General features: G+C 51.4%; 23 protein-coding genes. 10 read left to right on the top strand and 13 right to left on the bottom strand.

Annotation, left to right across the window (positions count from 1 at the left end; translation table 11 throughout):
- The 7 genes from MED297_RS07395 to MED297_RS07425 all read right to left on the bottom strand — a co-directional run.
- The coding region (locus MED297_RS07395) for a 3'-5' exonuclease (RefSeq protein ID WP_008043723.1) at positions 1-472 on the bottom strand (472 nt) is incomplete at its 3' end.
- 151 nt (positions 473-623) lie between these two features.
- Positions 624-2,318 carry a protein-disulfide reductase DsbD family protein gene (locus MED297_RS07400; protein WP_040556732.1) on the bottom strand — a complete coding sequence of 565 codons (1,695 nt, stop codon included), beginning with the start codon at positions 2,316-2,318 and terminating at the stop codon, positions 624-626.
- A gap of 6 nt (positions 2,319-2,324) precedes the next feature.
- Positions 2,325-3,209 (bottom strand): FAD:protein FMN transferase, encoded by an 885-nt coding sequence (locus MED297_RS07405; protein WP_008043725.1) that lies wholly within the window; start codon positions 3,207-3,209, stop codon positions 2,325-2,327.
- Positions 3,210-3,220: 11 nt separating this feature from the next.
- The gene (locus tag MED297_RS07410) at positions 3,221-4,477 is read right to left on the bottom strand and encodes a DUF3570 domain-containing protein (protein WP_008043727.1); all 1,257 of its coding nucleotides are present in this window, start codon (positions 4,475-4,477) and stop codon (positions 3,221-3,223) included.
- A gap of 19 nt (positions 4,478-4,496) precedes the next feature.
- On the bottom strand, positions 4,497-4,709 hold the full coding sequence (locus tag MED297_RS07415; RefSeq protein ID WP_008043729.1) for a DUF4266 domain-containing protein: 213 nt from the start codon (positions 4,707-4,709) through the stop codon (positions 4,497-4,499).
- 66 nt (positions 4,710-4,775) lie between these two features.
- A complete protein-coding gene (locus MED297_RS07420; RefSeq protein WP_008043730.1) occupies positions 4,776-6,410 on the bottom strand; it encodes a DUF1501 domain-containing protein in 1,635 nt (544 codons plus the stop codon).
- An 18-nt stretch (positions 6,411-6,428) separates the two neighbouring features.
- Entirely contained in the window at positions 6,429-8,828 is a 2,400-nt protein-coding gene (locus tag MED297_RS07425) for a c-type cytochrome (protein WP_154650866.1), read from the bottom strand.
- Between the two features lie 225 nt (positions 8,829-9,053).
- On the opposite strand from MED297_RS07425, the gene MED297_RS07430 reads away from it, so the two are divergent.
- Positions 9,054-9,425 carry a hypothetical protein gene (locus MED297_RS07430; protein WP_008043737.1) on the top strand — a complete coding sequence of 124 codons (372 nt, stop codon included), beginning with the start codon at positions 9,054-9,056 and terminating at the stop codon, positions 9,423-9,425.
- Between the two features lie 22 nt (positions 9,426-9,447).
- Here MED297_RS07430 and MED297_RS07435 read toward each other — a convergent pair whose 3' ends face one another.
- Positions 9,448-10,248, bottom strand: coding sequence for a YihY/virulence factor BrkB family protein (locus MED297_RS07435; RefSeq protein WP_083779371.1), 801 nt, complete (start codon positions 10,246-10,248; stop codon positions 9,448-9,450).
- A gap of 27 nt (positions 10,249-10,275) precedes the next feature.
- Between MED297_RS07435 and arsC the strand changes: the two genes are divergently transcribed.
- From arsC to MED297_RS07450, 3 genes are read left to right on the top strand one after another with little or no spacing between them, the layout of a single operon-like run.
- Positions 10,276-10,620 (top strand): arsenate reductase (glutaredoxin), encoded by a 345-nt coding sequence (gene arsC / locus MED297_RS07440; protein WP_008043740.1) that lies wholly within the window; start codon positions 10,276-10,278, stop codon positions 10,618-10,620.
- Positions 10,621-11,232: an NAD(P)H:quinone oxidoreductase gene (wrbA, locus tag MED297_RS07445; protein WP_008043741.1), complete on the top strand. Its 612-nt coding sequence runs from the start codon at positions 10,621-10,623 to the stop codon at positions 11,230-11,232.
- Positions 11,207-11,605, top strand: coding sequence for a DUF2069 domain-containing protein (locus tag MED297_RS07450; protein ID WP_008043742.1), 399 nt, complete (start codon positions 11,207-11,209; stop codon positions 11,603-11,605). Before wrbA ends, MED297_RS07450 begins: the two co-directional genes overlap by 26 nt.
- Here the strand turns inward: MED297_RS07450 and MED297_RS07455 are convergent.
- A complete protein-coding gene (locus tag MED297_RS07455; RefSeq protein ID WP_008043744.1) occupies positions 11,600-12,574 on the bottom strand; it encodes a GlxA family transcriptional regulator in 975 nt (324 codons plus the stop codon). The genes MED297_RS07450 and MED297_RS07455 overlap by 6 nt on opposite strands.
- 111 nt (positions 12,575-12,685) lie before the next feature.
- On the opposite strand from MED297_RS07455, the gene MED297_RS07460 reads away from it, so the two are divergent.
- Positions 12,686-14,524, top strand: a complete 1,839-nt coding sequence (locus MED297_RS07460) for a beta-ketoacyl synthase (RefSeq protein ID WP_008043745.1) — start codon at positions 12,686-12,688, stop codon at positions 14,522-14,524.
- Between the two features lie 45 nt (positions 14,525-14,569).
- Here the strand turns inward: MED297_RS07460 and hda are convergent, their stop codons facing one another.
- From hda to MED297_RS07475, 3 genes are read right to left on the bottom strand one after another with little or no spacing between them, the layout of a single operon-like run.
- Positions 14,570-15,277, bottom strand: a complete 708-nt coding sequence (hda, locus tag MED297_RS07465) for a DnaA regulatory inactivator Hda (RefSeq protein ID WP_008043747.1) — start codon at positions 15,275-15,277, stop codon at positions 14,570-14,572.
- On the bottom strand, positions 15,274-16,449 hold the full coding sequence (locus MED297_RS07470; RefSeq protein WP_008043749.1) for an AI-2E family transporter: 1,176 nt from the start codon (positions 16,447-16,449) through the stop codon (positions 15,274-15,276). The genes hda and MED297_RS07470 overlap by 4 nt, the downstream gene beginning before the upstream one ends.
- 19 nt (positions 16,450-16,468) lie before the next feature.
- Complete coding sequence (locus MED297_RS07475) at positions 16,469-17,572, bottom strand: DUF2066 domain-containing protein (protein WP_161599281.1); 1,104 nt, start codon at positions 17,570-17,572, stop codon at positions 16,469-16,471.
- A gap of 287 nt (positions 17,573-17,859) precedes the next feature.
- On the opposite strand from MED297_RS07475, the gene purM reads away from it, so the two are divergent.
- The 5 genes from purM to MED297_RS07500 all read left to right on the top strand — a co-directional run bounded on the left by purM (position 17,860) and on the right by MED297_RS07500 (position 22,184).
- Positions 17,860-18,909 carry a phosphoribosylformylglycinamidine cyclo-ligase gene (gene purM, locus MED297_RS07480; RefSeq protein WP_008043751.1) on the top strand — a complete coding sequence of 350 codons (1,050 nt, stop codon included), beginning with the start codon at positions 17,860-17,862 and terminating at the stop codon, positions 18,907-18,909.
- Positions 18,910-19,560 (top strand): phosphoribosylglycinamide formyltransferase, encoded by a 651-nt coding sequence (gene purN / locus MED297_RS07485; RefSeq protein WP_008043752.1) that lies wholly within the window; start codon positions 18,910-18,912, stop codon positions 19,558-19,560.
- A 20-nt stretch (positions 19,561-19,580) separates the two neighbouring features.
- Positions 19,581-20,306 (top strand): DUF3108 domain-containing protein, encoded by a 726-nt coding sequence (locus MED297_RS07490; RefSeq protein ID WP_008043753.1) that lies wholly within the window; start codon positions 19,581-19,583, stop codon positions 20,304-20,306.
- An 18-nt stretch (positions 20,307-20,324) separates the two neighbouring features.
- Positions 20,325-21,320, top strand: a complete 996-nt coding sequence (locus MED297_RS07495) for a 2-hydroxyacid dehydrogenase (protein ID WP_008043754.1) — start codon at positions 20,325-20,327, stop codon at positions 21,318-21,320.
- 210 nt (positions 21,321-21,530) lie between these two features.
- Positions 21,531-22,184, top strand: coding sequence for a peroxiredoxin (locus tag MED297_RS07500; protein ID WP_008043755.1), 654 nt, complete (start codon positions 21,531-21,533; stop codon positions 22,182-22,184).
- Between the two features lie 60 nt (positions 22,185-22,244).
- On the opposite strand, the gene MED297_RS07505 is transcribed toward MED297_RS07500, so the two are convergent.
- Positions 22,245-24,416, bottom strand: coding sequence for a malate synthase G (locus MED297_RS07505; protein ID WP_008043756.1), 2,172 nt, complete (start codon positions 24,414-24,416; stop codon positions 22,245-22,247).
- Between the last annotated feature and the right edge of the window lie 88 nt (positions 24,417-24,504).

Below are 24,504 nucleotides of genomic sequence, written 5' to 3' on the forward strand. Positions count from 1 at the left end.
TAAGTTGAAGCAGACGAGCATCGTCCTCGGCGCTGTGATGTCGAAAACCATGTTTCTCCCGCAGCGCCGCCTTGTTTTCATCCCAATGCTCCAGTTGATATTGCGACAGGATTTTTGGCAATGTTTCGAGCTTAAACAACATTTTCTGCTCAGCAACATAAAATAACAGGCTCAACCAGCCAGAATCGAATCCCCAGCCATCGGTGTATAAAATCTGACCTTCAAACAATTCGTTCAGGGCACTGGCAACAAATCGTGGTGATAGCCCTTCTTCGATCAGCGTCTCTCGTTGAATGCCATGGAGTTTTTCAGCATCAGGTTGCCAATGGGTCCAATCGTCCTCTGGCCGTATCAGCCAGTTCCGGGACTCACCATTGTCGGTCGCGACCCCGATTTCAATAGGGTAACTGCCCTTACCAAATCCAGAGGCTTCAATATCAATAATGACGGGGGGCGTCCGGTGTCGCTCCAAGATCCTTTCCTTTCAGTTCAATTTACCGTTCAGACGAAAAAAAGCCCACTTGGGCTTTTTAGAGAGTAGACAATATCGTTGATGTCGTACAAATAACAAGACTGCATTCAAAAAACATTCACATCGGTGATGTTAACCAGACGTCCTTTGGTCAACTCCCGGTAAACACCTCTTCAATGAGATTAGCCGTCAGAATCTGAGGTAATATTTCAGGTACCGGAGATCCTTTTTCGTAAAATGCATAAAGAGGAACGCCATCTCGGTTAAAACCAGCAATCAACTGATCAACCGATGGTGAAGGGTTTGTCCAATCCGCTTTGATCAAAACGACGTCTTCCCGTTCAACCAATGACTCAAACCGCTCTCCCGATAACGCGACGCGTTCATTCGCTTTACAGGTGATACACCAGGCCGCGGTCACATCAACAAAGACCGAACGCCCTTCTGACAGAGAGGCTTGAACCAACTCAGGGCTGTATTCTTGCCATAAAGATTCCGACTGACGTTGATCGAAGACCATGAACCCGGCTGTCACCACCAACGCAACACGGACCGTACGCTTAAACCAGCGGCCACCGGTGGAACCGGCGGAACTCGATGATAACGCTGGCCACAACGCCATCGTCAGCAGAATAAGTCCGAGACCAACCTGTAAAAGCGCATTGGTTCCCTGTAACTCAATAAGCACCCAAAGAAGCCACAAAGCCGTTGCAAAGAGGGGAAACGCCATCAACTGACGAAAGGTGGTCATCCATGCGCCGGGTTTCGGCATCCAACCTGCCAATTTCGGAATCAAGCTGATCAATAACACCGGTAAAGACAAGCCAAGCCCCATGGCGGCGAAAATCAACAAACTCACATATGCTGGCTGGAGCAAGGCGAAACCGATTGCAGAACCCATAAACGGCGCCGTGCAGGGTGTTGCCACCACCGTCGCTAAGACACCGGTAAAAAACGACCCGGCCATACCCGACTTTTCAGTTAACCCCTGCCCGATGCCCATCATAGACTGCCCGAACTCAACGAATCCGAACATGGTTAATGACATGACAAAAAACAACAGGACCAGAGCCGCGACAAAGTACGGAGACTGCAACTGAAAACCCCAGCCGACCCAGTCTCCGAAATACCGAATAAGCAGCAGCACTGAAGCTACCACTAGGAAGCTGACTACGACGCCAACCGTATAAGCCAGACCATGCAACCGAGTATGCGCAGGGGAGTCACCAAACTGAGTCATTTGCATGACTTTCAGTGACAGTACAGGAAAAACACAGGGCATAAGGTTCAGAATGAGTCCACCGATCAGGGCAAACAGTGTAGCGCTGATCAGAGTTAACCCAACGCCCGATTCATTTGAGGCTTCGTTGAGATCAAGCGTTTCGGCACCGGACAGCTCAGAACTCAGGTCAAGCGACAAGGTTGTCGGCTCTATGGCAACCGGATTACCGTTCAAATCGAACAGCCGTTTCTGAGGCGGGTAACACAATCCAGCATCTGCACAACCCTGGTATGTCAGTTGAACAAGCTCTTCCTGAGCGCCGGATACCGCATGGCGCACTGACATGACGTCGTAAAAAACGGCCATATCTTCATCAAAATTAGGGTCGTACTTGATCAGAACATTGTCGCCAAACTGTGTAGATGTGACATCCGCTGCGCCCTGCGCTCTGATCGAATAACGGTCACGATAGAGGTAATAATCAGGCGCGATATCAAACTCGACCGTCAACGAATCCCCTACCCTCTGGACATTCACTGAAAAGGCGTCATCAACGTCCAGAAACTCGTCAGCAAACAACAGCGACGATGCGAGCATTCCGATAAAAAACCAAACTTTTCTCATGTTCTCTTATACCTTAATAGTGCCGCTGGCATTCAACGCCTGATCAAACGCCAAATAGGGTAAATCGACCTTCTGTAACCAATCCAGTCCGCTTTCGCCTTTTAACATCGCGATCGAGGACATACTTCCTGCGATAATGCATTGCTCAGCGATAACACTGACTGAGCACAGACCATTCTGCGCCGGGAACCCCGTATCGGGGCGAAGCAGATGACAGTAACGCCCAGTGTCGGTTTCGATGTAACGCTCATAATCACCACTGGTGGCTAAAGCGCCCCGTTTAAGCTCAACCTTGGCGATCGCACCCGGCTCCCGCGGATGGCAAACTGCCACAGTCCATGGGGTCTGTTCAGGCTGTACATCACTCGCGGCGATATCTCCGGCCAGGTTGACCAGCCCCGGCACAGAAGCGTCACGCAAAATCTGCACCAGACGATCAACCGCAAACTCTTTAACCAGGCCACCGAGGTCGACCGCAACACTGTCTCGAATGTTCACAGCGTTCCCGTCCCAGGCCAGTTTCGGCCAGCCTACTTTTGTCAAAGCTGCCTGCACAGCTTCCTCTTCAGGTACCTGGTTGCCAGAAAATGACCAAACCCGATGCAAAGCTCCGATCGTAAGATCAAACAGCCCATCACTGAGCTCATAGCAGTGATTGGCGAAACTCATCAAACCTTGCGTTTCTTCGTCCAGCCCAATGCCATTTAGTTCCCCTCGATTCAACCGGCAAACCAAACTGTCTTCGCGAAACCGACTGAACTTGCGCTCCAATCGCCGAACTTCGGCTTCCATGACTTGCAGCAGTGGCAATGATGACCGCTCATCAGATTGCCAAAGGCTGATTTCGCAGGGACCACCCATGGCTTTAAAGCGGTGCTGAACTAAAGGCATGGTCAATTACGTTAAAAACGATAGTCCAATCCAGTGCCAAATCTCCAGAACCCTGGTAATCCAGGGGCTTCTTCATCAAAGTTAAACCCATAGGCCGGATTAGCAGCATAGCGCTCGGCATAGGTGTTTAACGTGAAGTTACGGAAATCAGCATTCACCCTCAGCTTGGCGGCTAAAGCACCATAATGAGACAAACGCGGGTCACTGGAATAAAAGGTTGTAGTATCCACGGTGTAAAAGGGATCGTTCTCGTTCAGATCAGGAACCTCATAAAAATAGGCACTCGTCTGAACGTAATATCGCAACCCGGGAACAACCTGAATATTGACGCCATTATTGGTAAAAAACGACCAGTTCGGCGCCCAGTTCTGATAGTAATCCAGGTCGATGGTGCTGGAAGCGATGCCCCAGGAATCCAAAAATAACCGATAATCGGCGTGTACGGCCGCGTTAAGATCCGGCAGGAAACGACGTGCGCCCAGCGACAGCGTTCCAACTGACCGAGTACTTGGACGAATGTCGCAAGGCACCGACTCAGCATGAGGACAATCGCGATAAGGATCCGACAGATAACCTTTTTTGTAGGTAAAAGTCGCATTCCCCTGAACCACCAGGTTCATATTAATGATTTGACCGATGCCCTCTGAGACTGAAACTTGCCATTTGCTTTCGTCATTGGCGTAATAACGTCCAGGTTCATTTGCGGCTTGGTCTTCCGACCCTTCGTCTCTCAGCGTCGTTGGGCTCATCCAATCATAACCAAAACTGAGACCGCCACTCAGTGTCGTCATCTGATCATTAATCTGAGCCGCCCCATCGATGCCGGCGTTCAAGGCAATGTAATCACGCTCGATCGAAAAATAGGCCGCAGCACCAGCTTCGGTTGTCGCCCCGTACACACGCCCGGCGGCAGTCAAATCGTAACGCAACTCTTTAGAAGCACCGGCAAAGTGAGTATAGACCTCTTCTTCACCTTCCGGGACATAGGTGTATACCGGCGAAGCACCGGCCATGTGTTCAAAGCTGGACTCGACAGTCACAGAATATTTGTCTTTGACGGGCATCAGCAGATGAAACTGATGCACCTGAATGGTATAGCGTTCCTGAGCGATACCCGCATCGTCGCGGGCTGCCGGACTGTCGTCTTCCGTGTAATAGGTATAGCGGTAAGATGCTTCTGATTGTGCTGGTCCTGCCGCCGCAACACTGCTTGCCATACCCGGAATCGCCAAGGCACTGGCGGTAAGTTTCTTTAATACATCTGACATGAAAAACGTTCCTGTTAAATCAGTTACATCCGCAGCCGCCACCAGCGGCCGAACCACCACCAAAAGAACCCTCTTTAGCAAAGTAGACGTGTCCATCCAATGTGCTTTCCAAGGGATCTGCGGACCAACTCATCTCGTCTTTTGCCAGGTTACCGCGCTGCCAGGGACTGACAGTAACACAACCGCTTAACAGTGAGACGGCTATCAAACCTGTTAACAATACGTTTTTCATAACTACTCGTTTACTTATTACAAGACAAAGGCAGCCAACGGCTGCCTGTACTGTTTCCAAACTAAGTCATCCAAAAATCGGGATGTCTTCGGCCTCAATCGGAAACTCAAGCGCGAACGGATGTGTCGATATTCCCGCCTTTTTACGCAAAGCATAGTGAATATGTGACGCCGTCATTCGTGTACTGGCTACATCAACAGGGACCAGTTCGTTTCCTTCAACTCGGATATCTTTGGCTTCCACCAGTGCATTAGTCGCATTGATTTGAGTTCCCCCGTTGACGTGATTACCCATCAACATGTAGCTGGTCACCGCCCAATGGTCTTTGCCATTGCCATCATTGTACCAAGGCGTTCGACCAAAATCAGAGCCAACGACGATCGTGGTCTGATCCTGAATATTGTAGGCTTCAAGCGCTCGGAACAGGAAGTGCAAGTCCCTCAGAACGTCACGGATACGGAAGTAATGTCGGTTGTCGTGATCTCCATGGGTGTCGAATCCACCAAAACCCACTTGCATCGACGACGCCATTCCTGAGGAAAAGCCAGCAACCGCGTATCGCATGTGATCTCGCCGTCCGGAGTTTGAATCATCTTTAACTTCTGCTGCCAACGAACCCGCCGGTGGATTATCCAGCTCCGCGGCTGCACCCGAAAACTCCACACCCTGTTCTCTGACGAGATAGAGCTGATCCTGAAACTGACGACGCAACGGTAGGTTTTCTTTTTCCTTTTGCAATGCTTTGCGCTTATTTCTAGCGGTATTTAAGTAACTATCGATTGCATCGGTATCACCGTCTGTCGGACTTGCAACGATGTTAAAAATATTTGCACTCGAAGCACCAGAGCTTGCCACCAGACCCGCAGATTGACTATTGCCACCGCCGTCAGTCATCCATGCCATCGGGCGATCCGCACCTTGCACGGCTGCGTAAAGAGCGCTGAAATCAGGGTATCCCATGGCCATGGTACCGGTGTCCGCATAGGTCGTTCCGGTGCTGTGTGAGTTAGTACGGTTGTCTACACCATTTAAAACACGCAGATTGTCCGCATGGAGACAAACGAAGGCATCGTACATGAAAAGGTTGGAGTTCATGGTGTTATCACCATTAATTGCCAGGTTTCTGTCGACCAGGTCATCCAGAATTCCAGCGGTAGCAATGTTAACCCGATCAATCTTTTCCTCAAGGATGGCTCTCGCATTCGTTTGCACGTTCTCAACCGCGGCAGCATCCTCCAGCCAATTGGTTGAAGACGATGCCGTTAGCGTATTGCCACTGATGGTTCCGCTTAAAATCTGGCGAATATGCTGCGTCGTCAGGCCTTGATTCGCAGCACCATCATCACGATTTCCGTCCTCATCTTCCTGATTAAAGGTGCCAAGATAAGGTGCATAAGACATCTCATCAGAAATATTGGCTGAGCCAGCATAGATATCTGCCGCCTTGCGTATTGAACTGGCAGGATATCGATTCACAGGGCTGCCTGCATTGCGGGCATTAGGGTTGATATTACCCCGAATTTCATTGCCTTTTGGATTGCAAAATGTTGTAGGTTCCCAACCGCCTCCAAGATGCGCAAAAACAAAATATTGGCCCACTGGGGTCAGATCCGCAGCCTGTGCTCGACCGGTCAAAGCGACCGGAGACACCAAAACCATACCGGAGGCACTGACCGTTTTCATAAATTCTCGACGATTCATAGTTCAGTTCTCCGTTAATCAGCTGTAGATGAAACGATAGTCAGACAAGATGTAGGTCATAACCGCAAACCAAGCCTTGCGAACCCTAGAGTTACCGCCAGTACCACACCCAAGTGACGGATCATCTTCAAGCACATTAACAAACAGTTCGTAGGCAATATCGACCTCTTCGCTGTCAAAATCTACTTTCTGATGCAGTGCCGCTAAGTGTAAGCGCGCAATCTGCTTACGAATCACCTTTAGCTGCGCCAAGCGACCGGCCGCTGTAGGCGCGCTCAGATCGACATTTTCATCTGCAATTGTAAACAACAAACGATCTTCGATAGGTGAGTTGAACTCATTACGAACGATGTCACAGGATTCATCAACTGCCATACGCTCCGTAATCGCAGAGACGATACCACTGACGGAGTCTGAATCTTCAAATACGTCAATCGAATCTTTACCGCCGAGGAACTTACGATCGTTCAGACTGTACAGGTTCAGAGAGCCAGGGGTGTTCCAACCGCCTGAATTCAGAGCACGCAGTTTTTGGTTCAACAGTTGCGGAGGAAGATATCGAATCGACCCGACCTGTTCATACTCTTCAGAAACGCCGTCATAAAATAAGCTGTCTGAGCGGAAGTAAGCACTTTTGGTCACCGCATAGATCAAGTCTTTAATATTGAAACCACCACCAGCAAACTCACCTGCCGCACTCTGAATCAGACGCGACTGCATTTGGTAGGCCCGTCGATAGGCTTCTGGCGAATCTTCACCCGGCTGGCCTAAAATGGGCTGACCCGTCATCCCACTCACAACAATCTGGGCAATACCTTTCGGATAGGCGCCATCTGAAGCGACCTGCTCACCCAGCCATTGAAGTTCACGAGTGTTGTAGCCGTTCACGCCCCCAGATTGAAACTCACTTTTTGAAAGGCCCCAACCAATGGTGTCGTCATGATACGGGACTTCATCGGGATTACTGATGTCATAAACCCCATCGAGGTCATAGTTTTGGAAGGCTTTTGCAACCGGATCCATAATTTCATGACACAGAATACAATCTGGGTTAGACGCAGTCGGATCATCGATACCAACGCTATTGGAAAAATCTTCAAACTCCAGGTCTTCCAACACTCGGTTCCCTTCGATCGCCAGCAAATCCTTACCAGCAAAGAACCAATAGACCATCCACGCTCGGTTACGGTGCATATTGGTCTCAGTAGCCGTGTACTTATTTAAAAGAACTTCATCGGTAATGATCCCAGAATGCGGCACTCCTCGAGTACTCGGTGTCATACTGGCATCAGTGTTGTAGTACATCTGGACTGGCTTGAGGTCACGTGGATCGTACGGAAACTCATCAAGGATATAGTTTTGTGAAACATCGCCATTGCGAGTGGGATTTTCGTAAAGCGCAACAACATCAATATAGTCAAGCAGTTCTTGCTGAGAAGACCATTCCTTCCATTCGATATCATCTGCATCGGCCAGATCCAACGCACCATTTGAGTCATCAGAATCAGGATCGACTAATTTTACGTTTGGACCGTTATCGCCATTATTGAACGCTTCAAAGCTAAAGCGATTCACCACGGTATATTTACCAGAAACAAGTTCACGGAAGTCTCGATTATTGCGCGCAAGATACTCTACAAACAACAGCGGCTTGCGTGCCAAGGCTTCCGTAGTGAAGTATTCTAAGTAATTGCCAGAGATATCAAGTTCGTTTTCTGAACGGAAATCATCGTCCCAGTTCAGGTCAGGCAAAATTGTATATAAGTCATTGTTCGAATCTCGGCGACGGAACGTATTTCCGTAAAGGTTTCGGATTGAGTTTGTGCTTCCCGTATTTTCCTTACGAAAACGATCCGTCAATAACTTATCGTTGAACAAGTCTTTTAAGCGCTCATAAAAGTAATCGCTTTCCATAAACCCGTAAACGACTTGCTTCTCGCCTTCCAGGTCAGAGAGAAAGGTTTCAACTTCTTGTTCTGTCGGCAAGCGACCCGCCAGCTCAAACGCTATCTTGTAGACAGCTTCTTCGGGATCCATCGTTCCCACGCCAGGTAGCGAGCGGGCAACGGAACCAGACGTTGAGCTGTTAAGTTCGGCCAGAACAAATGCGGCAACGTCGGCAGCGGATTGTCCTCTCATCGGATTAGCGGCACTTGGCATATCTTTTTCGATTTTTGCCACTAACGATTCTTGGGAACCACATGATGAACAGGCGATCAGGGCGCCACCAGAACCGCCATCACCATTGGGTCCGTGACAGGACGCACATTGTTCAGCATAGATTTTTTGGCCCGCCTCATGATTTCCTGAAGTGCGTTCCTCACCATCCCCATATTGTTGAGAACAGGCGCTGAGCAGAATTACCGCGCTCAGCATCCCAGCTTTTATAACCGTCAGTAAACTACTAGAATTGAACATTTCTCTCTCCGAGACCCCTGATTTTGGACTTTGAGGTTCTTTTATCGGGAAAGAAAGTATCAGGTAAGCCCAATTAAAAGCGGTGACACGTCACAATATTGATCCAGCGCAATGACTTTCTCTTTACATTGAGAGTGACTTCACAGCCTGAATCGATTAGTTTTCAGAACAGTGACAATTTTGGTCAGCAGCTGACGCAACCATATACAGGTCAAAATGACACCAATGCCCGATTCGCACACCACAGCCCCAGACACGAACTTAGTCAGAGCCTGTCTTGAAGCGGTAGCTCGAGACCAGACAACCATTGACTACAAAACCCTGGCTGAACGGCTGTCTTTCCGCTCACCCGGTATGATTCGGAAAACCACGACATTGCTTGAAGCCATTCAGGAAGAAGATGCCTTACTCAAGCAACCTCAGCTGGCAGCGGTCGTGATTCAGAAAAGCGGCAAACCCTACCCTCGCCCGGGCTTTTTTCAAACACTGAAAGAGCTGGACCTGTATGCCGGCAAGGACGATGGTGCGGATGCACAGATGTGGCATCAGAACGAACTTGAAAAGGTCTATGCCACATATCGCCGGACAACCCGCTAATCGAACGGAGCTCGACTGCATATCATCTGTGTGTTAGCCAGCGCAGCATGACCGCCCCGTATAAAAAAATACTCCAGGCCATTTGGGTCCACAGAAGAAAAAGTGGTACCGCCGAGAAGACACCAAACACAATCGACCAGTTTGGCAAGGTGATATAAAGCCAGGCAAAACCAAATTTCAAAAACAGAAAGAGAACTGTCACACCCAGTGAGACAGCAGCATTGTCCCGCCAGGTAATCATTCCACGGCTGGACAGGCGATATACAGCCATCAGCAGTAACCACATCACAGGAACCGACGTCAGGTTCACACCTGGTAACAGCGCCAGTAGCCCGGTTCCAAGCATAATCTGCAACAACAGCACCAACGTCATCGCGACAATCAGTGTCATCATCAAGGCGGGCATCACCCACAGATAGTGCAGCCAGCGCCGACGACCACGACCCTGTTCAATCTGAAAAACCCAATGCAGGGTCTTGTCGACTTTGTTCACCAGAAATATCAACGAACCAAATAATAAAATGGCGGAGTATCCCTGCAGACTGCTGACATCCTGAACCCATTCGTCCGCTCTGGAGCGCCAGCTCAGAGCTTGTTCAGGAATCAGATACGACAACAACACATCAAACTGCTCAATGAGTTGAGACTGAACGGAGGGAACCTGTGACAAAAACCAAAGCACACCGCTGACCAATGGCACCAACGCAAAAAGTGTGGTCAGCGTCAGCACCGACGCATGTTGACCTATGTGCGCACCCGCGACCAAGTCACTGCGCAGAAAATTGCGAACCTTTTCAACTATCCCATACAATAGCGTCTTCACTCGTCAAATCTCATTCAGGACACAACCATGGCCAACACCTTATACCACAACCCTCGTTGCTCAAAATCACGACAGGCAAAACAACTGCTTGAAGAAAAAGGCATTTCATTCGAGGTTCGAGAGTACCTGAAATCGCCATTAAGTGCCGGTGAGATCCAATCGTTGCTGTCACAGCTTGGTTTACCGGCACACAATCTTTTACGAACAAAAGAAGCAGAATATAAGGAACATCAACTGAGCAAAGACAGTTCAGAGTCCGACATCGTCGCCGCCATCGCTCAATCACCCAAGCTCCTGGAGCGACCAGTACTGGTCACTGACAAAGGCGCGCGTATCGGCCGTCCTACCGAAGCGTTACTGGAGATTCTCTGATTGCCGTACGTTCTGGTACTTTATTACAGTCGTTTTGGCAGCGTCGCTGCTTTGGCAGCAGAAATCGCACAGGGCATCGATCAGGTTCCGGGCATCGAAGCCCGCGTCCGCACGGTACCATCAGTCTCACCGGACTTTGACCCGGACGCCACGGATATACCCGCCGATGGCCCTCTTTTTTGCACTGAAGACGACTTTGCCCTGACCAGCGCTATCGCATTAGGTTCGCCTGGTCGGTTTGGCAATATGGCCGCACCGTTAAAATACTTTCTGGAGCAAACAACCGGTAGCTGGGTCAGTGGCCGACTGGTGGGCAAACCTGCAACGGTATTCACTTCAACTACCACGCCACATGGCGGGCAGGAGTCCACCCTCCTGTCCATGATCAATCCTCTGCTTCACCATGGCATGCTCATTACCGGGGTTCCATTTACCGAGCCTGGGCTGCACGAGACTATCGGTGGAGGTTCGCCTTATGGCGTTTCTCACATCGCCGGGGAGTCTCATAACGCTCTGCACCCTGAACTTAAAAACCTCGCCCGCCATCAGGGCGCTCGACTGGCGACCTACGCACTAAGGTTGATGAATGAAACAAAAACGCGTCAATATTAACACTCGGCTGAAATGGCATTTTTTTCTGCTGATTATGGCCTGCATTTTAGGCACCTTCTTGTCCGGCCCGTCACCAGCAGGCACCGATCTCTCTTTACCTGAGTGGTTCGGAACCGGACTCATGATGTCATTAATTACGGTACTACCCCTGATGTTTTTTATCCCCACTGTACTAAAGCCCACGCCCGGCAGTGTCAGTTGGTTGAGTTTTTTCTTATTGGCTTATCTGGTATTTGCGATATTGAAAATTTTTTCGCCGGGTGGTTTTTTCGGGGGCACGCTGATGACCCTGTTTAACCTCACCGCGTTCTTCTATGCCGTTGCCTGGCTGCGACCATTCAAAAAAGCCGCTAAAGAAAAACAAAAGTCATAAATCGGAGAACAGCTTTTTACGAACCATCTGCCGGTACTCCCCGGCAGACATCCCGGTTGATTGCCGAAACACTCTCGCAAAATAAGCCACACCAGTGAAGCCGCACGAAGATGCAATTTCAGTCACGCTCAAGTTGGTTTCGCGCAACAAAGCTCGTGCTTCTTCGAGCCTCACTTTCTGCACATACTGCATTGGCGACTCTTTGGTCGCTTCACTAAACCGACGTCGGATCTGCCGCTCCGACTGACCTGCCACGGCTGCAAGCTGTGCAAGACTGATGGGTTCATTCAGGTGTGACCGAACCCAACTCTGGACCAGACTGACAATTTCATCGTCATGAACAGCCCCGCCAGGCTCATAAAACGGTGTACTGAAATCTCGTTTGATTTCATGCATAAACTGACGTTCAACCAGTGCCAACGCCTCTTCACCGAACTCCCGCTCGATGAAGTACAGCACCAGATCGGTTTGCGCATTAATAGAACCGGCGCAATAAATGCCGTCTTCATGTGTGATGAAATGCTCTGTCTGAAAATTAACCGAAGAAAATCGCTGGCGGAACCGCTCCAGGTAATACCAATGCGTTGTCGCGACCCGTCCATCCAGTAGTCCCGCTTCGGCAACCATGCCGACACCGGACCCGGTAGCCACCAGACGACTGCCCTGCTGGTATTGAGCTCTCAACCAGTTTTGAGCTTGCCGCTGTCTTGTGAACGACTGCCAGGGAGAGCCCCACATCGGCGGACAGAAGACAAAGTCGACATCCAACGGCTTTGCAAAATCGGACTGTGCAACCAGCTCGATTCCCGCTGTCAGTGACACCGGGCCGATGCGCTCGGCAACAAAATAAACCTGAACGCCCTGACCGGCGAGATGGCCAACCGCTTGATCAGCCGCGTGAAACATTTCGACGGGGATCGACACCCCGGTTGTCAGAATTTGAGGGTACAGTAAAAAAGCCAGCTTCATCACAGCAACACAGAAATATCCGAATAAGACAAAATTTTGTCCGAATAGTTATAACACCAACCTCAGTAAACGCCTATATTGCCCGCAAATCAAACTTTATTGAGCAGACAAATGAAAAAGTTACCGGTAATTGTCGGCTTTGGCGGTATTAATGCCGCCGGACGTACCTCCATGCACCACGGCCATAAACGCATGGTTCATGAAGCCCTGTCGGCAGAACAGCTAAAAGATACCTGGCAAGACCTCTCTACAATAATGGGACTCGACCTCGCTTCACCACAACGGGATCAGGATCTGCTCAACGGGACGCTGGTACGCAGAATTGAAGAAAGCCACTACCCGTGCGACGCCGTTCCAACCGGAAAAAAAGCACAGCTGCTGCTCGACAACCCCATCGAGTTCGTTATCAAGAAAAACCAACTGCCGGAAACGATCCCGGCGCACTGGGATGTACGTGATCGCGATACGAAAACGGTCTCAGTTACCGTCCCCGATGGCCTCGATACAATATTACCAGACGCTTATCAGAGCCGTGTTTGCTCCGCCGGACAACTGCCAACAGGCTTCAATCCGGCCGATTACTACAATGCTGCGCATCACCCCCGCGGCCTGCAAATGGCGGTCTATGGTGCCTCCGATGCCATTCGTTCTGTTGGCATCCCATGGCAAACCATTCTTGAAAAAGTCTCGCCCGACGCGGTGTCGGTTTATGCCGGATCGGCCATCAGTCAAATGGATCAATACGGATTACAAGGCCTGTATCAGGCAGGCTACAACGGCAAACGCACCACCTCAAAAATGATGCCGTTAACGCTGCCTGAAATGGCAGCGGACTTTATCAACAGCTATATGATCAACAGCGTGGGAAACACCGGGTCTAATGCCGGTGCCTGTGCAACCTTCCTCTACAATCTGCGTCAGGGCCTGATTGATATACAATCCGGACAATGCCGGGTGGCCATTGTAGGGAATGCCGAGGCACCCGTCGTTCCGGAAATCATGGAAGGCTTCCGCATCATGGGTGCATTGGCCGAAGATGAGCAGCTGAAAGCCTTGGATGGTTCTGACACCGCTGATAATCGTCGAGCCTGTCGTCCGTTCTCAGCCAATGCCGGTTTCACCATGGCTGAATCGGCTCAGTTTATGGTGTTAATGGATGACGAACTGGCACTGGAACTCGGTGCGACGGTGTTTGGTTCCGTCGCTGACGTTTTCGTCAATGCGGATGCCAATAAAAAATCCATATCCGGACCCGGCGTCGGCAACTACATCACGATGGCCAAAGCCACGTCCCTGGCTAAAGGCATTCTCGGTAACGACCTGCCACGCTCTTTTGTTATGGCCCATGGCACCGGCACTCCGCAGAATCGGGTCACCGAGTCTCACATCATGAACGAGGTGGCGAAAACCTTCGGGATCGAAAACTGGGCGGTCTCAGCCATCAAGTCTTACGTCGGTCATTCGCTGGGACCGGCAGCAGCCGACCAGATCAGTGCCGCGCTCGGCGTCTGGAACACGGGCCTGGTACCAGGCATCAAAACCATCGACCACATTGCTGAAGACGTTCATCAAAGCAACCTGAACATTCTTATGGACCATCACGCGGTGGGAGACAACGGCGAACAGATGCTGGCGTCGGTTATTAACTCGAAGGGTTTTGGTGGTAACAACGCCAGCGCTTTGATTTTGTCGCCGGCAAAAACGTTGGAGCTGATGTCCCAGCGTCACGGCAAGAATAACCTCACCCAGTATCGCCACCGCAACGAGGCCATCTTGGATGCTCAGGCTGAGTTTGATCGCGACACCCGGGAAAACGGTTTGTCAGTCATGTACGCATTTGGGGAATCGGTCATGACCGATAGTGATGTTCAACTCAGTGAAGACGCCATTGAACTGAGAGACTTCAAACGACGCATCAACTTGCCGAGTGGCAATCCTTTTATCGATTAACCGACATTTGAGCAACTGTTCATAACGGTTGCTCACGCGCCCGACTTAAAGCCCCAGCACCTGCTTTAAAAACGGAATGGTGATCTTACGTTTTTCAGCCAGTGATGCAGAATCGAGGCGGTCAAAGGTGGTCACCAGCTCTTTCATGTTCTGGTTATGCCGGGTAATGAGAAACTCAGCGACATCGCGCCCGATGACCAATCCACGACGACGTCCCTTCCATATCACCCAGGTGACCCGCTCTTCATCAGTCATCGGCAGTAAGCTGATGGTCAAACCTGAACTGAGCCGGGACTTTAGATCTGCCAACGTCAAAGGCAACTGTAAAGGGCTGCAACGAGCACCAACCATCAGATGACGACCGCTGTCACGCATCCGGTTGTAAAAATGAAATACGGCTTCCTGCCAGTGTGCATCGGCAGCAATCAGGTCGATATCGTCCAGCGCTACGGCATGCAACTGGTCTAAGCCTTCCAGCGCTTCCGGGCCGTACTCAAGACATTCCGACAGCGGTAAATAAACCGCATCAAACCCTTGGACCTGCAAGTCATGAATCGAGGCCTGCAGCAAATGACTGACACCAACGCCCTTAGCGCCCCAGAGATAAATCAGATGATCCGTGAGGTTCGCCAGTGACTGGCGCAACGTGCCAATGGCAATAGCATTCTGTCCGGGCAAATAATCTTCAAAGACAGCGTCTTCGGCAAAGCTGACGTGGAGCGGTAACTGAGGACTGATGTGATTGTGGCTCAACGATCTTTCTCCGCATCATCTGTACCTGGCTCGGACGGTTGCTTGTCCACCGTATTATCATCGCTCTCAGCGTAAACATCCTGAGCGGTGTAATCCTCGCCTTCGGTTTGTTCCTGAGGATCGGAGCCGTACAGTGAAGACAGTCGGTAGTTCGAATGCACCTGACGCAGCAGTACCATAATGACGGCCGCTGCCGGCAGCGCTAACAGAATGCCAACAAAACCGAACAGCTGGCCACCGGCCAAGACGGCAAAGATCACCGCCACCGGATGCAGACCAATACGATCACCGACTAACTTCGGGGTCAGAACCGTTCCTTCCAACGTTTGTCCGACACCAAATACGACCAACACCAAGACCAGATGCAGCAGATCGCCAAACTGGAACCAAGCCGCAAACAACCCTGCACCGATACCAATGATGGCGCCTAAGTACGGAACAATCGACGCCAGACCCGCGAGCATGCCAACCAGTAGTCCCAGGTCTAGGCCTATTGCCATTAAACCAATGGAATAAATAATTCCTTGCGCCAACATGACCAATAACTGGCCACGGAAAAATGCGCCTAAGGTTTCGTGACATTGCTGAGCCAGTGAACTGACATTGGCAATGTAATATCTCGGAATCAAAGCACCCACGCGCTCAACCAGGAGATCCCAATCACGCAGCAGATAGAAAGTCACCACGGGAATCAACACCAGGTTACCAATGAAAGACACCATCGCCAGACCGGACTGCGTAAGGTTTGCCAGTACCGAGCGGACAACATTGCCGGTCGCGCCCCAGTCGAGTTTCGCACTGAGCCATGCCCAATCGAACTCATAGAGGTCAATATCAAACCGTTGCTCCAGATAGGGGGTGGCTTCATTCTTAATCCAGGCAACGCCCTGAGGGACGAGCTTGATTAAATCGTCAATCTGCTGAATTAATGCCGGTATAACCAACAAGGCTGCCAACGCAAATATCAAGGCCAGCACCAGAAAGGTAACCACGACGCCCTGAGTTCGGCTCAGCTTCCATTCTTCCAGCTTATCGACCAGCGGATCACCGAGATAGGCTAAGAGCAACGCCGTCAAAAAGGGGCTGAGAATGGGTGACAGCAATGTGATCAGCCAAAACAGCAACACCAGGCTCGCCAACACAAGCCATTTCTGAGAATCCGTAATCTGCACAACTTAGTCCTTGTGGTTATCAGTTACTCTGCCAGCGATACACCAGCCGATTATCCAATTGCGCATTCAAGGTGGTTTCAGTCACCGGCAGCAGGCGATCATCCAGGGCCAGGACGTCAATTAACTGCGAACGATCACCGCTGACTTCGACCAGAAACTCAACACCGTCTTCGCTGAAACGACTCAGGGTTGCCCGGGTAATCAGGTTAATTGACTTGAGATAGTTTTCGACCGCTGCGAAATCATCGAGCTTTTCAACCCCAAGAACATTGACCGAGAGATTGCCAATCATCGTGGGGTCCAGCATCAAGGCATATTGTTCGGACAAACGTTGCGCTACCAGATCAATGCCCTGAGCGACAACAGAACTCACTGAACCCGATACGGTTGGCAGGCGCAGACGTTCCCCTTTAAATAACAGTAACCAGTCTGCCTGCACGTCATTGCCCGCCGCGGGTACAATACGACCGGCGAGTATGGCGTCGTGCTCGTAGCGCTCTGACGCGGTTTCGATGTCCCGCGAAAACAAGCCATACAACTCAGAAAACGACAAATTCAATGTATCCGTCAAATCCCCGATCGGCAGGACCACCGGAATCCCACGTTCAGTTGCCGATGCCAACAGCGCCTGAGAAACCTCCGTTCCTTCAGCGTCGGTCAGAATATGTTCCTGGCCATCCAACCTGTCGGCAAGCCAGACCAGAACATCGGGACGACGTTGACCCCAAACCGGAAGCCGGTTCTGCACCAGTAAGGTGTCGACGGCATTTTTATCAAACTGGAGCACCATTTCTTTAGTCGGCACCTGTTCACCAAGCACATTGGTGAAAAACTGATCACTGACATCAAAACGAAAGGTTGCAATATAGTCGGCGCCCTGGGTCAGTGCTTCCTGAATGGCTTCGTTGTCCAGCGACTGCTGCAAGCCCGTAACACGAACAATCAGCCGGGAAAACGCTTCCGCAATGGCCTCATTCTGCTCTTGACGATCAGCGTTCTGACTGACCACCACCGATTCCTGATAAAGATCGAGATCTGTGGCGGCATTCGCCCCGCCCACGGCCACTCCTGCCATGACCGCGACTACCGCAATAACGTTTTTAAAACTTCTCCAAATGCCCACCAACGTCACCGTCCTTATCCTGAAATGACTGACAAAACAGGCGCTATTGTGACAGAGCATCCAAAAAAAAACAGGCTGTCCCGCCCAATATCGGGCATTGTTAACACTTAATTTGCATTGTGCGCACAATACAGCAAAGCGAACCCCACCGGTCGCCGGGTCAGTAACAACTTGTTGAATAAAAAAACGAAAACTGACCAAATGGACATGCTGATCTGCCTCTGTGACCCTGATACAATGCGCCCGCCTGACGGACAGGCCCTGTATTGATTCTTCTGGAGCCCTAGATGACCACCCCTGAAAAACCCTCTCTGAGCTACAAAGACGCTGGTGTCGACATTGACGCTGGTAATGAACTCGTTGATCGAATCAAAGGTACGGTAAAGGCGACACGCCGGCCAGAAGTCCTCGGGGGGATCGGTGGTTTCGGTGCCTTGTGCCGCATTCCGGAAGGCTATAAAAAGCCGATTCTGGTGTCGGGCACTGATGGTGTCGGAACCAAGCTGAAACTGGCGATGGATCTGAATCGCCACGATACGATCGGAATCGATCTGGTGGCCATGTGTGTCAACGACCTGCTGGTCCTCGGGGCGGAACCGCTGTACTTCCTGGATTACTACGCCACCGGAAAACTGAATGTCGACGTCGCATCGCGGGTCGTTGAGGGAATCGGTGTCGGCTGCCAGCAATCTAATTGTGCACTGGTCGGTGGGGAAACCGCCGAGATGCCGGGCATGTATGACGGTGACGACTATGACCTGGCCGGCTTTTGTACTGGCGTGGTCGAAGAAGATCGGATCATCGATGGCAGCAAAGTCGCAGCGGGTGATATCGTCATCGGTCTGCCCTCCTCCGGACCACATTCCAATGGCTATTCCCTGATCCGCAAGGTACTGGAGCACTCTGGTGCGGATCCGGAACAACCTCTGGGCGATTCAACCCTGGCCGATGCCCTGATGCAGCCAACACGCATTTACGTCAAATCGGTTCTGGCACTGCTGCAAGATCATCCGGTGAATGCGCTTTCACACATCACCGGCGGCGGATTCTGGGAAAACCTCCCTCGCGTACTGCCGGATAACCTGGCGATTCACCTGGATGCCACACAGTGGCAGCGGCCTGCCGTTTTTGACTGGTTACAGGAACAAGGCAACATTACCGACGTTGAGATGCTGCGAACTTTCAACTGCGGTATTGGCATGGTTCTGATCGTCCCGGCTGATCGTTCAGATGACATCACCCAGAGACTGAATGAACTGGGCGAATCACCAGTCACCATCGGCGTTATCGAAGCGCGCAATGGCGAACCTGTGATCATTGATGGAATCCAGAACTGAATGAGCAAACGAATTGTTGTTCTGATCAGCGGCAGCGGCAGTAACCTTCAGGCGATCCTGGATCAGTGCGCTGCCGGGGATATCGACGGCCAAGTCACCGCGGTGATTTCCAACCGTCCCGACGTCTTGGGGCTGAGCCGGGCGGAAAAAGCCGGGGCGGATGCCATTACACTGGATCATAAACAGTTTGAAGATCGGGCAGCCTTTGATGCTGCCCTCGCCGAAGCCATTGACCAATACACGCCCGATCTGATCGTCCTGGCCGGCTTCATGCGGATTCTGACCAAGTCGTTTGTCGATCGCTACCATGGCCGTATGCTGAACATTCATCCATCACTACTGCCTAAATATCCGGGACTGGATACCCATCAGCGCGCGCTGGACGCCGGCGATCATGAGGCAGGCGCTACCGTTCACCTGGTAACCGCCGAACTGGATGGTGGTCCGCTCATTGCGCAAGCCAAGGTTGCCATCAGCGAAGACGATACGGTACAAACGCTGAACCGAAAGGTGCTCGCTCAGGAACATCACCTCTATCCTGAAGTTGTACGCTGGTTTTGTTCGGGTCGCTTAACCTTTGCTGAAGGCTTACCTCAACTTGATGGCGAAGTTCTTCAATTTCCCTACCTTTTCACTGATACTAACGCCTGAACTCAACAAAGGCGTTGTTTATGTTGCGCACGATCTGCGTGCTGCTGATAACTCTCATCGGTAGCGCGCTCTCATTCGCTCAATCCGAACTGAGCGACTACCGGGCGGAGATCCGCGCGGTTCGTCACGGTGCCATCGATATCAAGTCCGAAGGCTACATTTCATTTAACCATACAGACCAGAACAGCTGGCAACTCAAGGTTCGGTTAAACGACGGCCCGCTCAAACTGTCTGAAACCACTCATGGCGAAATCACTGACGATGGCCTCTATCGACCATTGGACTTTGAACGCCGCCTGAAGATCCTCTTTTACCGGGAAGACATTAACTGGCGCTTTGACTGGGCAAAGCAGACCGTCAGCGGACAGGTGAAAAAAGACAGCCACAGTCACCCGCTGAGAGAACTCATTCACGACCCGAACAGCTTTCAGATTCCGATGAGACAGGGTTTGAAAGCCGGCGAAACCGAGTTCAACTTCCGTTTTATGCGCTACAGCCGGCCCGATGATCTGGCCTTTGAAGTCGTCGGCGAAGAACTGCTTACGCTTGCCGGAGGCCGGGTCCATACGCTCATCATCCGCCAAACGGACCCGCTGCGACGCGATGAAAAAAAGCTGATCTGGGTGGCGAAAGACCATAATTTCATTCCGGTAAGATTCTCAACCTATGATGATGGCAAACTGAAAGATGAGCTGGTCGTCGAAAAACTGTGGGTCGATGGAAAAGAAGTTCGCTTTAATCCCTGACCTCACCAAGGAGCAAGCATGAAAGTCGCTGTTTTCAGCAGCAAACCTTACGACAAAACTCATCTTGAAAATGCCAATCAGGGCCAGCATGAATTCACCTTCTTTGAGCCCCACTTGGACGAACAGACCGCAGCATTGTCAGCCGGCTTTGACGCGGTCTGTTGCTTCGTCAACGATACATTGAGCGCCGAAGTCATCGACACCTTGGCTAATAACCAGGTCCAATTAATCGCACTTCGTTGCGCCGGATTTAATAATGTCGATCTGGCACAAGCTGAAAAACGCGGGCTCACCGTTGCCAGAGTCCCGGAATATTCGCCTTATGCGGTCGCCGAACATGCCGTCGCACTGGCCATGTCACTTAACCGAAATCTGCATCGTGCGCACAATCGGGTTCGTGAAAATGACTACTCGCTGCATGGTCTGTTGGGTTTTGACATGCATGGCAAAACCGTGGGGGTTATCGGGACCGGTAAAATCGGTATCGCCTTTATCCGCATCATGGTGGGCTTTGGCTGCCGGGTCATCTGTTCAGATCCTTACCCCAACCCCGAGGCAGAGCACGCTGGCGCGCAATACGTCTCTCTGGACACCCTATGGTCCGACAGCGATATCATTTCGCTTCACTGCCCTTTGGTCCCTGCGACCCGTCATCTGATCAACCAGGACAGTCTGAGTCAGATGAAACCCGGCGTCATGCTGTTAAACACCAGCCGGGGAGCGTTAATCGATACTCAGGCGGTCATTGATGCACTGAAAACCGGGCAGATCGGCTACCTGGGGTTAGACGTTTACGAAGAAGAGGCGGATCTGTTCTTTGAGGACAACTCCAATGAAATTCTGCGTGACGACACCTTCGCCCGTCTGTTGACCTTCAAAAACGTCATGATCACCGGACATCAGGCTTTTTTCACCAATGAAGCCCTCAGCGCTATTGCCAGAGTGACGATCGAGAATCTTTCCGGTTTTGCCGAAGGCAAGCCCGAACGCATCTGCCTCGTGAGCACAAGTTAACACCCAAAAGCCCTGCATCCAGGGCCGTTTCGTAAAAACCTACCGACCAATCGATTTAATAGGTAAATTATATGACTGTTTTAATAGCACCGTAACACCGATGTGCTATCGTAGCCCTCGTGACTCTCTTGTTAGGTTTGCTGATTCCGGTATCCGCCTGACGCAAGCACGTTGTCACGCTCTCTCAACACCAGATAGCGAGGAAATACCATGGCACTACGAATCAATGATGTTGTTCCGAATCTGGACCTAGTCACCGACCAGGGTAACTTCAAACTGCACGATTTTATCGGCGACAACTGGGCCATTCTGTTCAGTCACCCGAAAGATTTCACTCCCGTCTGCACGACAGAGTTCGGCGCAGTCTCTCAGCTTGCCGATGAATGGGAAAAGCGCGGCACCAAAGTGATTGGTCTGTCCGTTGACGGCGTCGACGAACACAAACAGTGGAAAGCTGACATTGAAAAATTTGCCGGGGCGAAAGCCGGCTTCCCGATCATTGCCGACGATGACCTGGCCGTTTCGAAAGCCCTCGATATGCTGCCGGCAGAAGCCTACCTCCCGGACGGTCGCACCGCAGCAGACTCAGCCAGTGTCCGCGTGGTATTCATTTTCAGTCCCGATAAGAAACTGCAACTGTCGATGACCTACCCAATGTCCGTTGGCCGTAACTTTGCAGAAGTACTGCGCGCACTCGACGCACTGCAGGCAACCTATGGCAACCCGATTGCCACACCGGCTAACTGGCAGCAAGGTCAGGATGTGATCGTGGCACTGTCACTCAATGACGAACAGGCAAAAGAAAAATTTGGCGACATCGATGTCAAACTGCCCTACCTCAGGACCACGAAATACCCATCGTGATAAACGACAAAGGCACCGCTCAGCGGTGCCTTTTTTGTCTACTAGAGATTCCCAGCCGACTTACTGACGCTTAGCCTGTTGGCGATAAGCATGTAGCAATGGCTCTGTGTAACCATTGGGCTGGTCCGTCCCTTTCAACACCAAATCGACCGCCGCCTGAAAGGCAACACTGCGATCAAAGTCCGGGCTCATCGCTCGATAATCCGGATCTTGCGCATTTTGGTCATCGACCACCTTAGCCATCCGCTTCAGCGTTTCCATAACCTGGGCTTCATTGGTGACGCCGTGCAGTAACCAGTTTGCCATGTGCTGACTTGAAATCCGAAGCGTCGCACGATCTTCCATCAACCCGACGTTATTGATATCCGGCACTTTAGAACAGCCGACACCCTGTTCGACCCAACGAACCACGTAACCGAGAATGCCCTGTGCATTGTTATCGAGTTCGTTCTGAATCTCCTCAGCCGTCAAACTGTCTGGATCGTCTAACAATGGAATTTGCAGAATCTCATCCCGAGACGCCGACGTTCGCGTTTTCAATGACTCCTGCAGATCAAAAACATTCACCTGATGATAATGCGTACTGTGCAGTGTCGCGCCATTCGGTGATGGCACCCACGCAGTGGTGGCGCCTGACTTCGGATGCCCAATCTTCTGTTCCAGCATGGCTGCCATTTCATCAGGCATGGCCCACATGCCCTTGCCGATTTGCGCCTTGCCGGGCAAGCCACAGGCAAGGCCGACATCAACATTGCTGTTTTCGTAGGCCTGAATCCAGGTAGATGCTTTCATCTGCCCTTTCGGAACCATCACCCCAGCACGCATACTGGTATGAATTTCATCCCCGGTTCGATCCAGGAATCCGGTATTAATGAAGACCACGCGGTCACTGGCTTCTCGGATACAAGCCTTGAGATTCAACGTCGTTCGGCGCTCTTCATCCATAATGCCGACTTTCAACGTACGCGCCGGCAATCCCAGAGCCCGCTCGATCCGCTCGAACAGGGTCACAGTGAACGCAACCTCTTCAGGTCCGTGCATCTTTGGCTTAACAATATAAACGCTGCCACGTCGACTGTTACGCAACGCACCCAGACCTTTCAAGTCGTGCAGAGCGGCCAGCACCGTCACCATGCCATCGAGAATGCCTTCGGGTATTTCGTCGCCCTTTGCATTCAGTACTGCAGGATTCGTCATCAGATGACCGACATTGCGCACAAACATCAGGCTACGCCCGTGCAAAGTAAAGGTTTCGCCGTTGCCTGCCGTATACTCCCGGTCAGTTTCCAGGCGACGGGTCATCGTCTGTCCGCCTTTGTTAAACTCGGCCGTCAGCGTGCCTCGCATCAGCCCCAGCCAGTTACGATAAACTTCCACTTTGTCTTCAGCGTCCACCGCTGCAACGGAATCTTCGCAGTCCATGATGGTCGTGATGGCCGCCTCGACCAACAAATCTTTCACACCCGCTGGGTCAGTCTTACCAATGGGATGATTTGCATCGATCTGCACTTCAACATGCAACCCATTGTGTCGAAACAGAATCGCTTCCGGCGCTCCCGGATCGCCACGATAACCAACAAACGACTCCGGATTCTGTAACCCGGTAGGCTCGCCACCTTGCAGGGTCATCAGCAGTTCACCGTTTACAATGGCGTATCGAGTGACGCGACCATGCTCGCCTAACTCCAATGGAGCCACCTGGTCGAGATGATTTTTTGCAAAATCGATGACCTTCTGACCACGAACCGGGTTGTAGCCCCCCGTTCGTTCAGCGCCACCGTCTTCGGAAATCGCATCCGTGCCATACAACGCATCATACAAAGAACCCCAACGCGCATTCGCCGCGTTGAGTGCAAACCGGGCGTTTTTGACCGGCACCACCAGTTGGGGGCCCGCCTGTTGCGCAATCTCGTCATCAACATTGTCTGTGGTCACCTGAAAATCTTCAGGTTCGGGCAACAGATAGCCGATGTCGGTCAGAAAGGTTTTATAAGCTTCAGCGTCATGCGGTTGACCGGCGCGTGCCTGATGCCAACGATCAATATCGGCCTGCAACGCATCGCGTTTCGCCAGCAATGCCTGATTGACCGGCCCCAAATCGTTAAAAATGGATTCCAACTCAGCCCAGAACGCATCCGCCTGAACGCCAGTGCCTGGAATCATCTCATCCGATATCAGCGCAGCAAGCTCTCTGGCAACCTTGAGAGTGCCCAATTGTATGTAGTCGGTCATGTCACTTACCTTCTGCTCGTTCTTGTTGTGCTTCCAGAATAAAGACGAGGACCAAATCCAGCTAATCAATTAAATTTATAATTCACAT

The sequence above is a fragment of the Reinekea blandensis MED297 genome (assembly GCF_000153185.1).
Lineage (GTDB): Bacteria > Pseudomonadota > Gammaproteobacteria > Pseudomonadales > Natronospirillaceae > Reinekea > Reinekea blandensis.

What these genes read in the sequence shown, in the direction of transcription:
- MED297_RS07400 (WP_040556732.1), bottom strand. Translation starts at nt 2,318, where the DNA reads ATGAGAAAAGTTTGGTTTTTTATCGGAATGCTCGCATCGTCGCTGTTG.
- MED297_RS07405 (WP_008043725.1), bottom strand. Translation starts at nt 3,209, where the DNA reads ATGCCTTTAGTTCAGCACCGCTTTAAAGCCATGGGTGGTCCCTGCGAA.
- MED297_RS07410 (WP_008043727.1), bottom strand. Translation starts at nt 4,477, where the DNA reads ATGTCAGATGTATTAAAGAAACTTACCGCCAGTGCCTTGGCGATTCCG.
- MED297_RS07415 (WP_008043729.1), bottom strand. Translation starts at nt 4,709, where the DNA reads ATGAAAAACGTATTGTTAACAGGTTTGATAGCCGTCTCACTGTTAAGC.
- MED297_RS07420 (WP_008043730.1), bottom strand. Translation starts at nt 6,410, where the DNA reads ATGAATCGTCGAGAATTTATGAAAACGGTCAGTGCCTCCGGTATGGTT.
- MED297_RS07425 (WP_154650866.1), bottom strand. Translation starts at nt 8,828, where the DNA reads ATGTTCAATTCTAGTAGTTTACTGACGGTTATAAAAGCTGGGATGCTG.
- MED297_RS07430 (WP_008043737.1), top strand. Translation starts at nt 9,054, where the DNA reads ATGCCCGATTCGCACACCACAGCCCCAGACACGAACTTAGTCAGAGCC.
- arsC (WP_008043740.1), top strand. Translation starts at nt 10,276, where the DNA reads ATGGCCAACACCTTATACCACAACCCTCGTTGCTCAAAATCACGACAG.
- MED297_RS07450 (WP_008043742.1), top strand. Translation starts at nt 11,207, where the DNA reads ATGAAACAAAAACGCGTCAATATTAACACTCGGCTGAAATGGCATTTT.
- MED297_RS07455 (WP_008043744.1), bottom strand. Translation starts at nt 12,574, where the DNA reads ATGAAGCTGGCTTTTTTACTGTACCCTCAAATTCTGACAACCGGGGTG.
- MED297_RS07460 (WP_008043745.1), top strand. Translation starts at nt 12,686, where the DNA reads ATGAAAAAGTTACCGGTAATTGTCGGCTTTGGCGGTATTAATGCCGCC.
- purM (WP_008043751.1), top strand. Translation starts at nt 17,860, where the DNA reads ATGACCACCCCTGAAAAACCCTCTCTGAGCTACAAAGACGCTGGTGTC.
- purN (WP_008043752.1), top strand. Translation starts at nt 18,910, where the DNA reads ATGAGCAAACGAATTGTTGTTCTGATCAGCGGCAGCGGCAGTAACCTT.
- MED297_RS07490 (WP_008043753.1), top strand. Translation starts at nt 19,581, where the DNA reads ATGTTGCGCACGATCTGCGTGCTGCTGATAACTCTCATCGGTAGCGCG.
- MED297_RS07495 (WP_008043754.1), top strand. Translation starts at nt 20,325, where the DNA reads ATGAAAGTCGCTGTTTTCAGCAGCAAACCTTACGACAAAACTCATCTT.
- MED297_RS07500 (WP_008043755.1), top strand. Translation starts at nt 21,531, where the DNA reads ATGGCACTACGAATCAATGATGTTGTTCCGAATCTGGACCTAGTCACC.
- MED297_RS07505 (WP_008043756.1), bottom strand. Translation starts at nt 24,416, where the DNA reads ATGACCGACTACATACAATTGGGCACTCTCAAGGTTGCCAGAGAGCTT.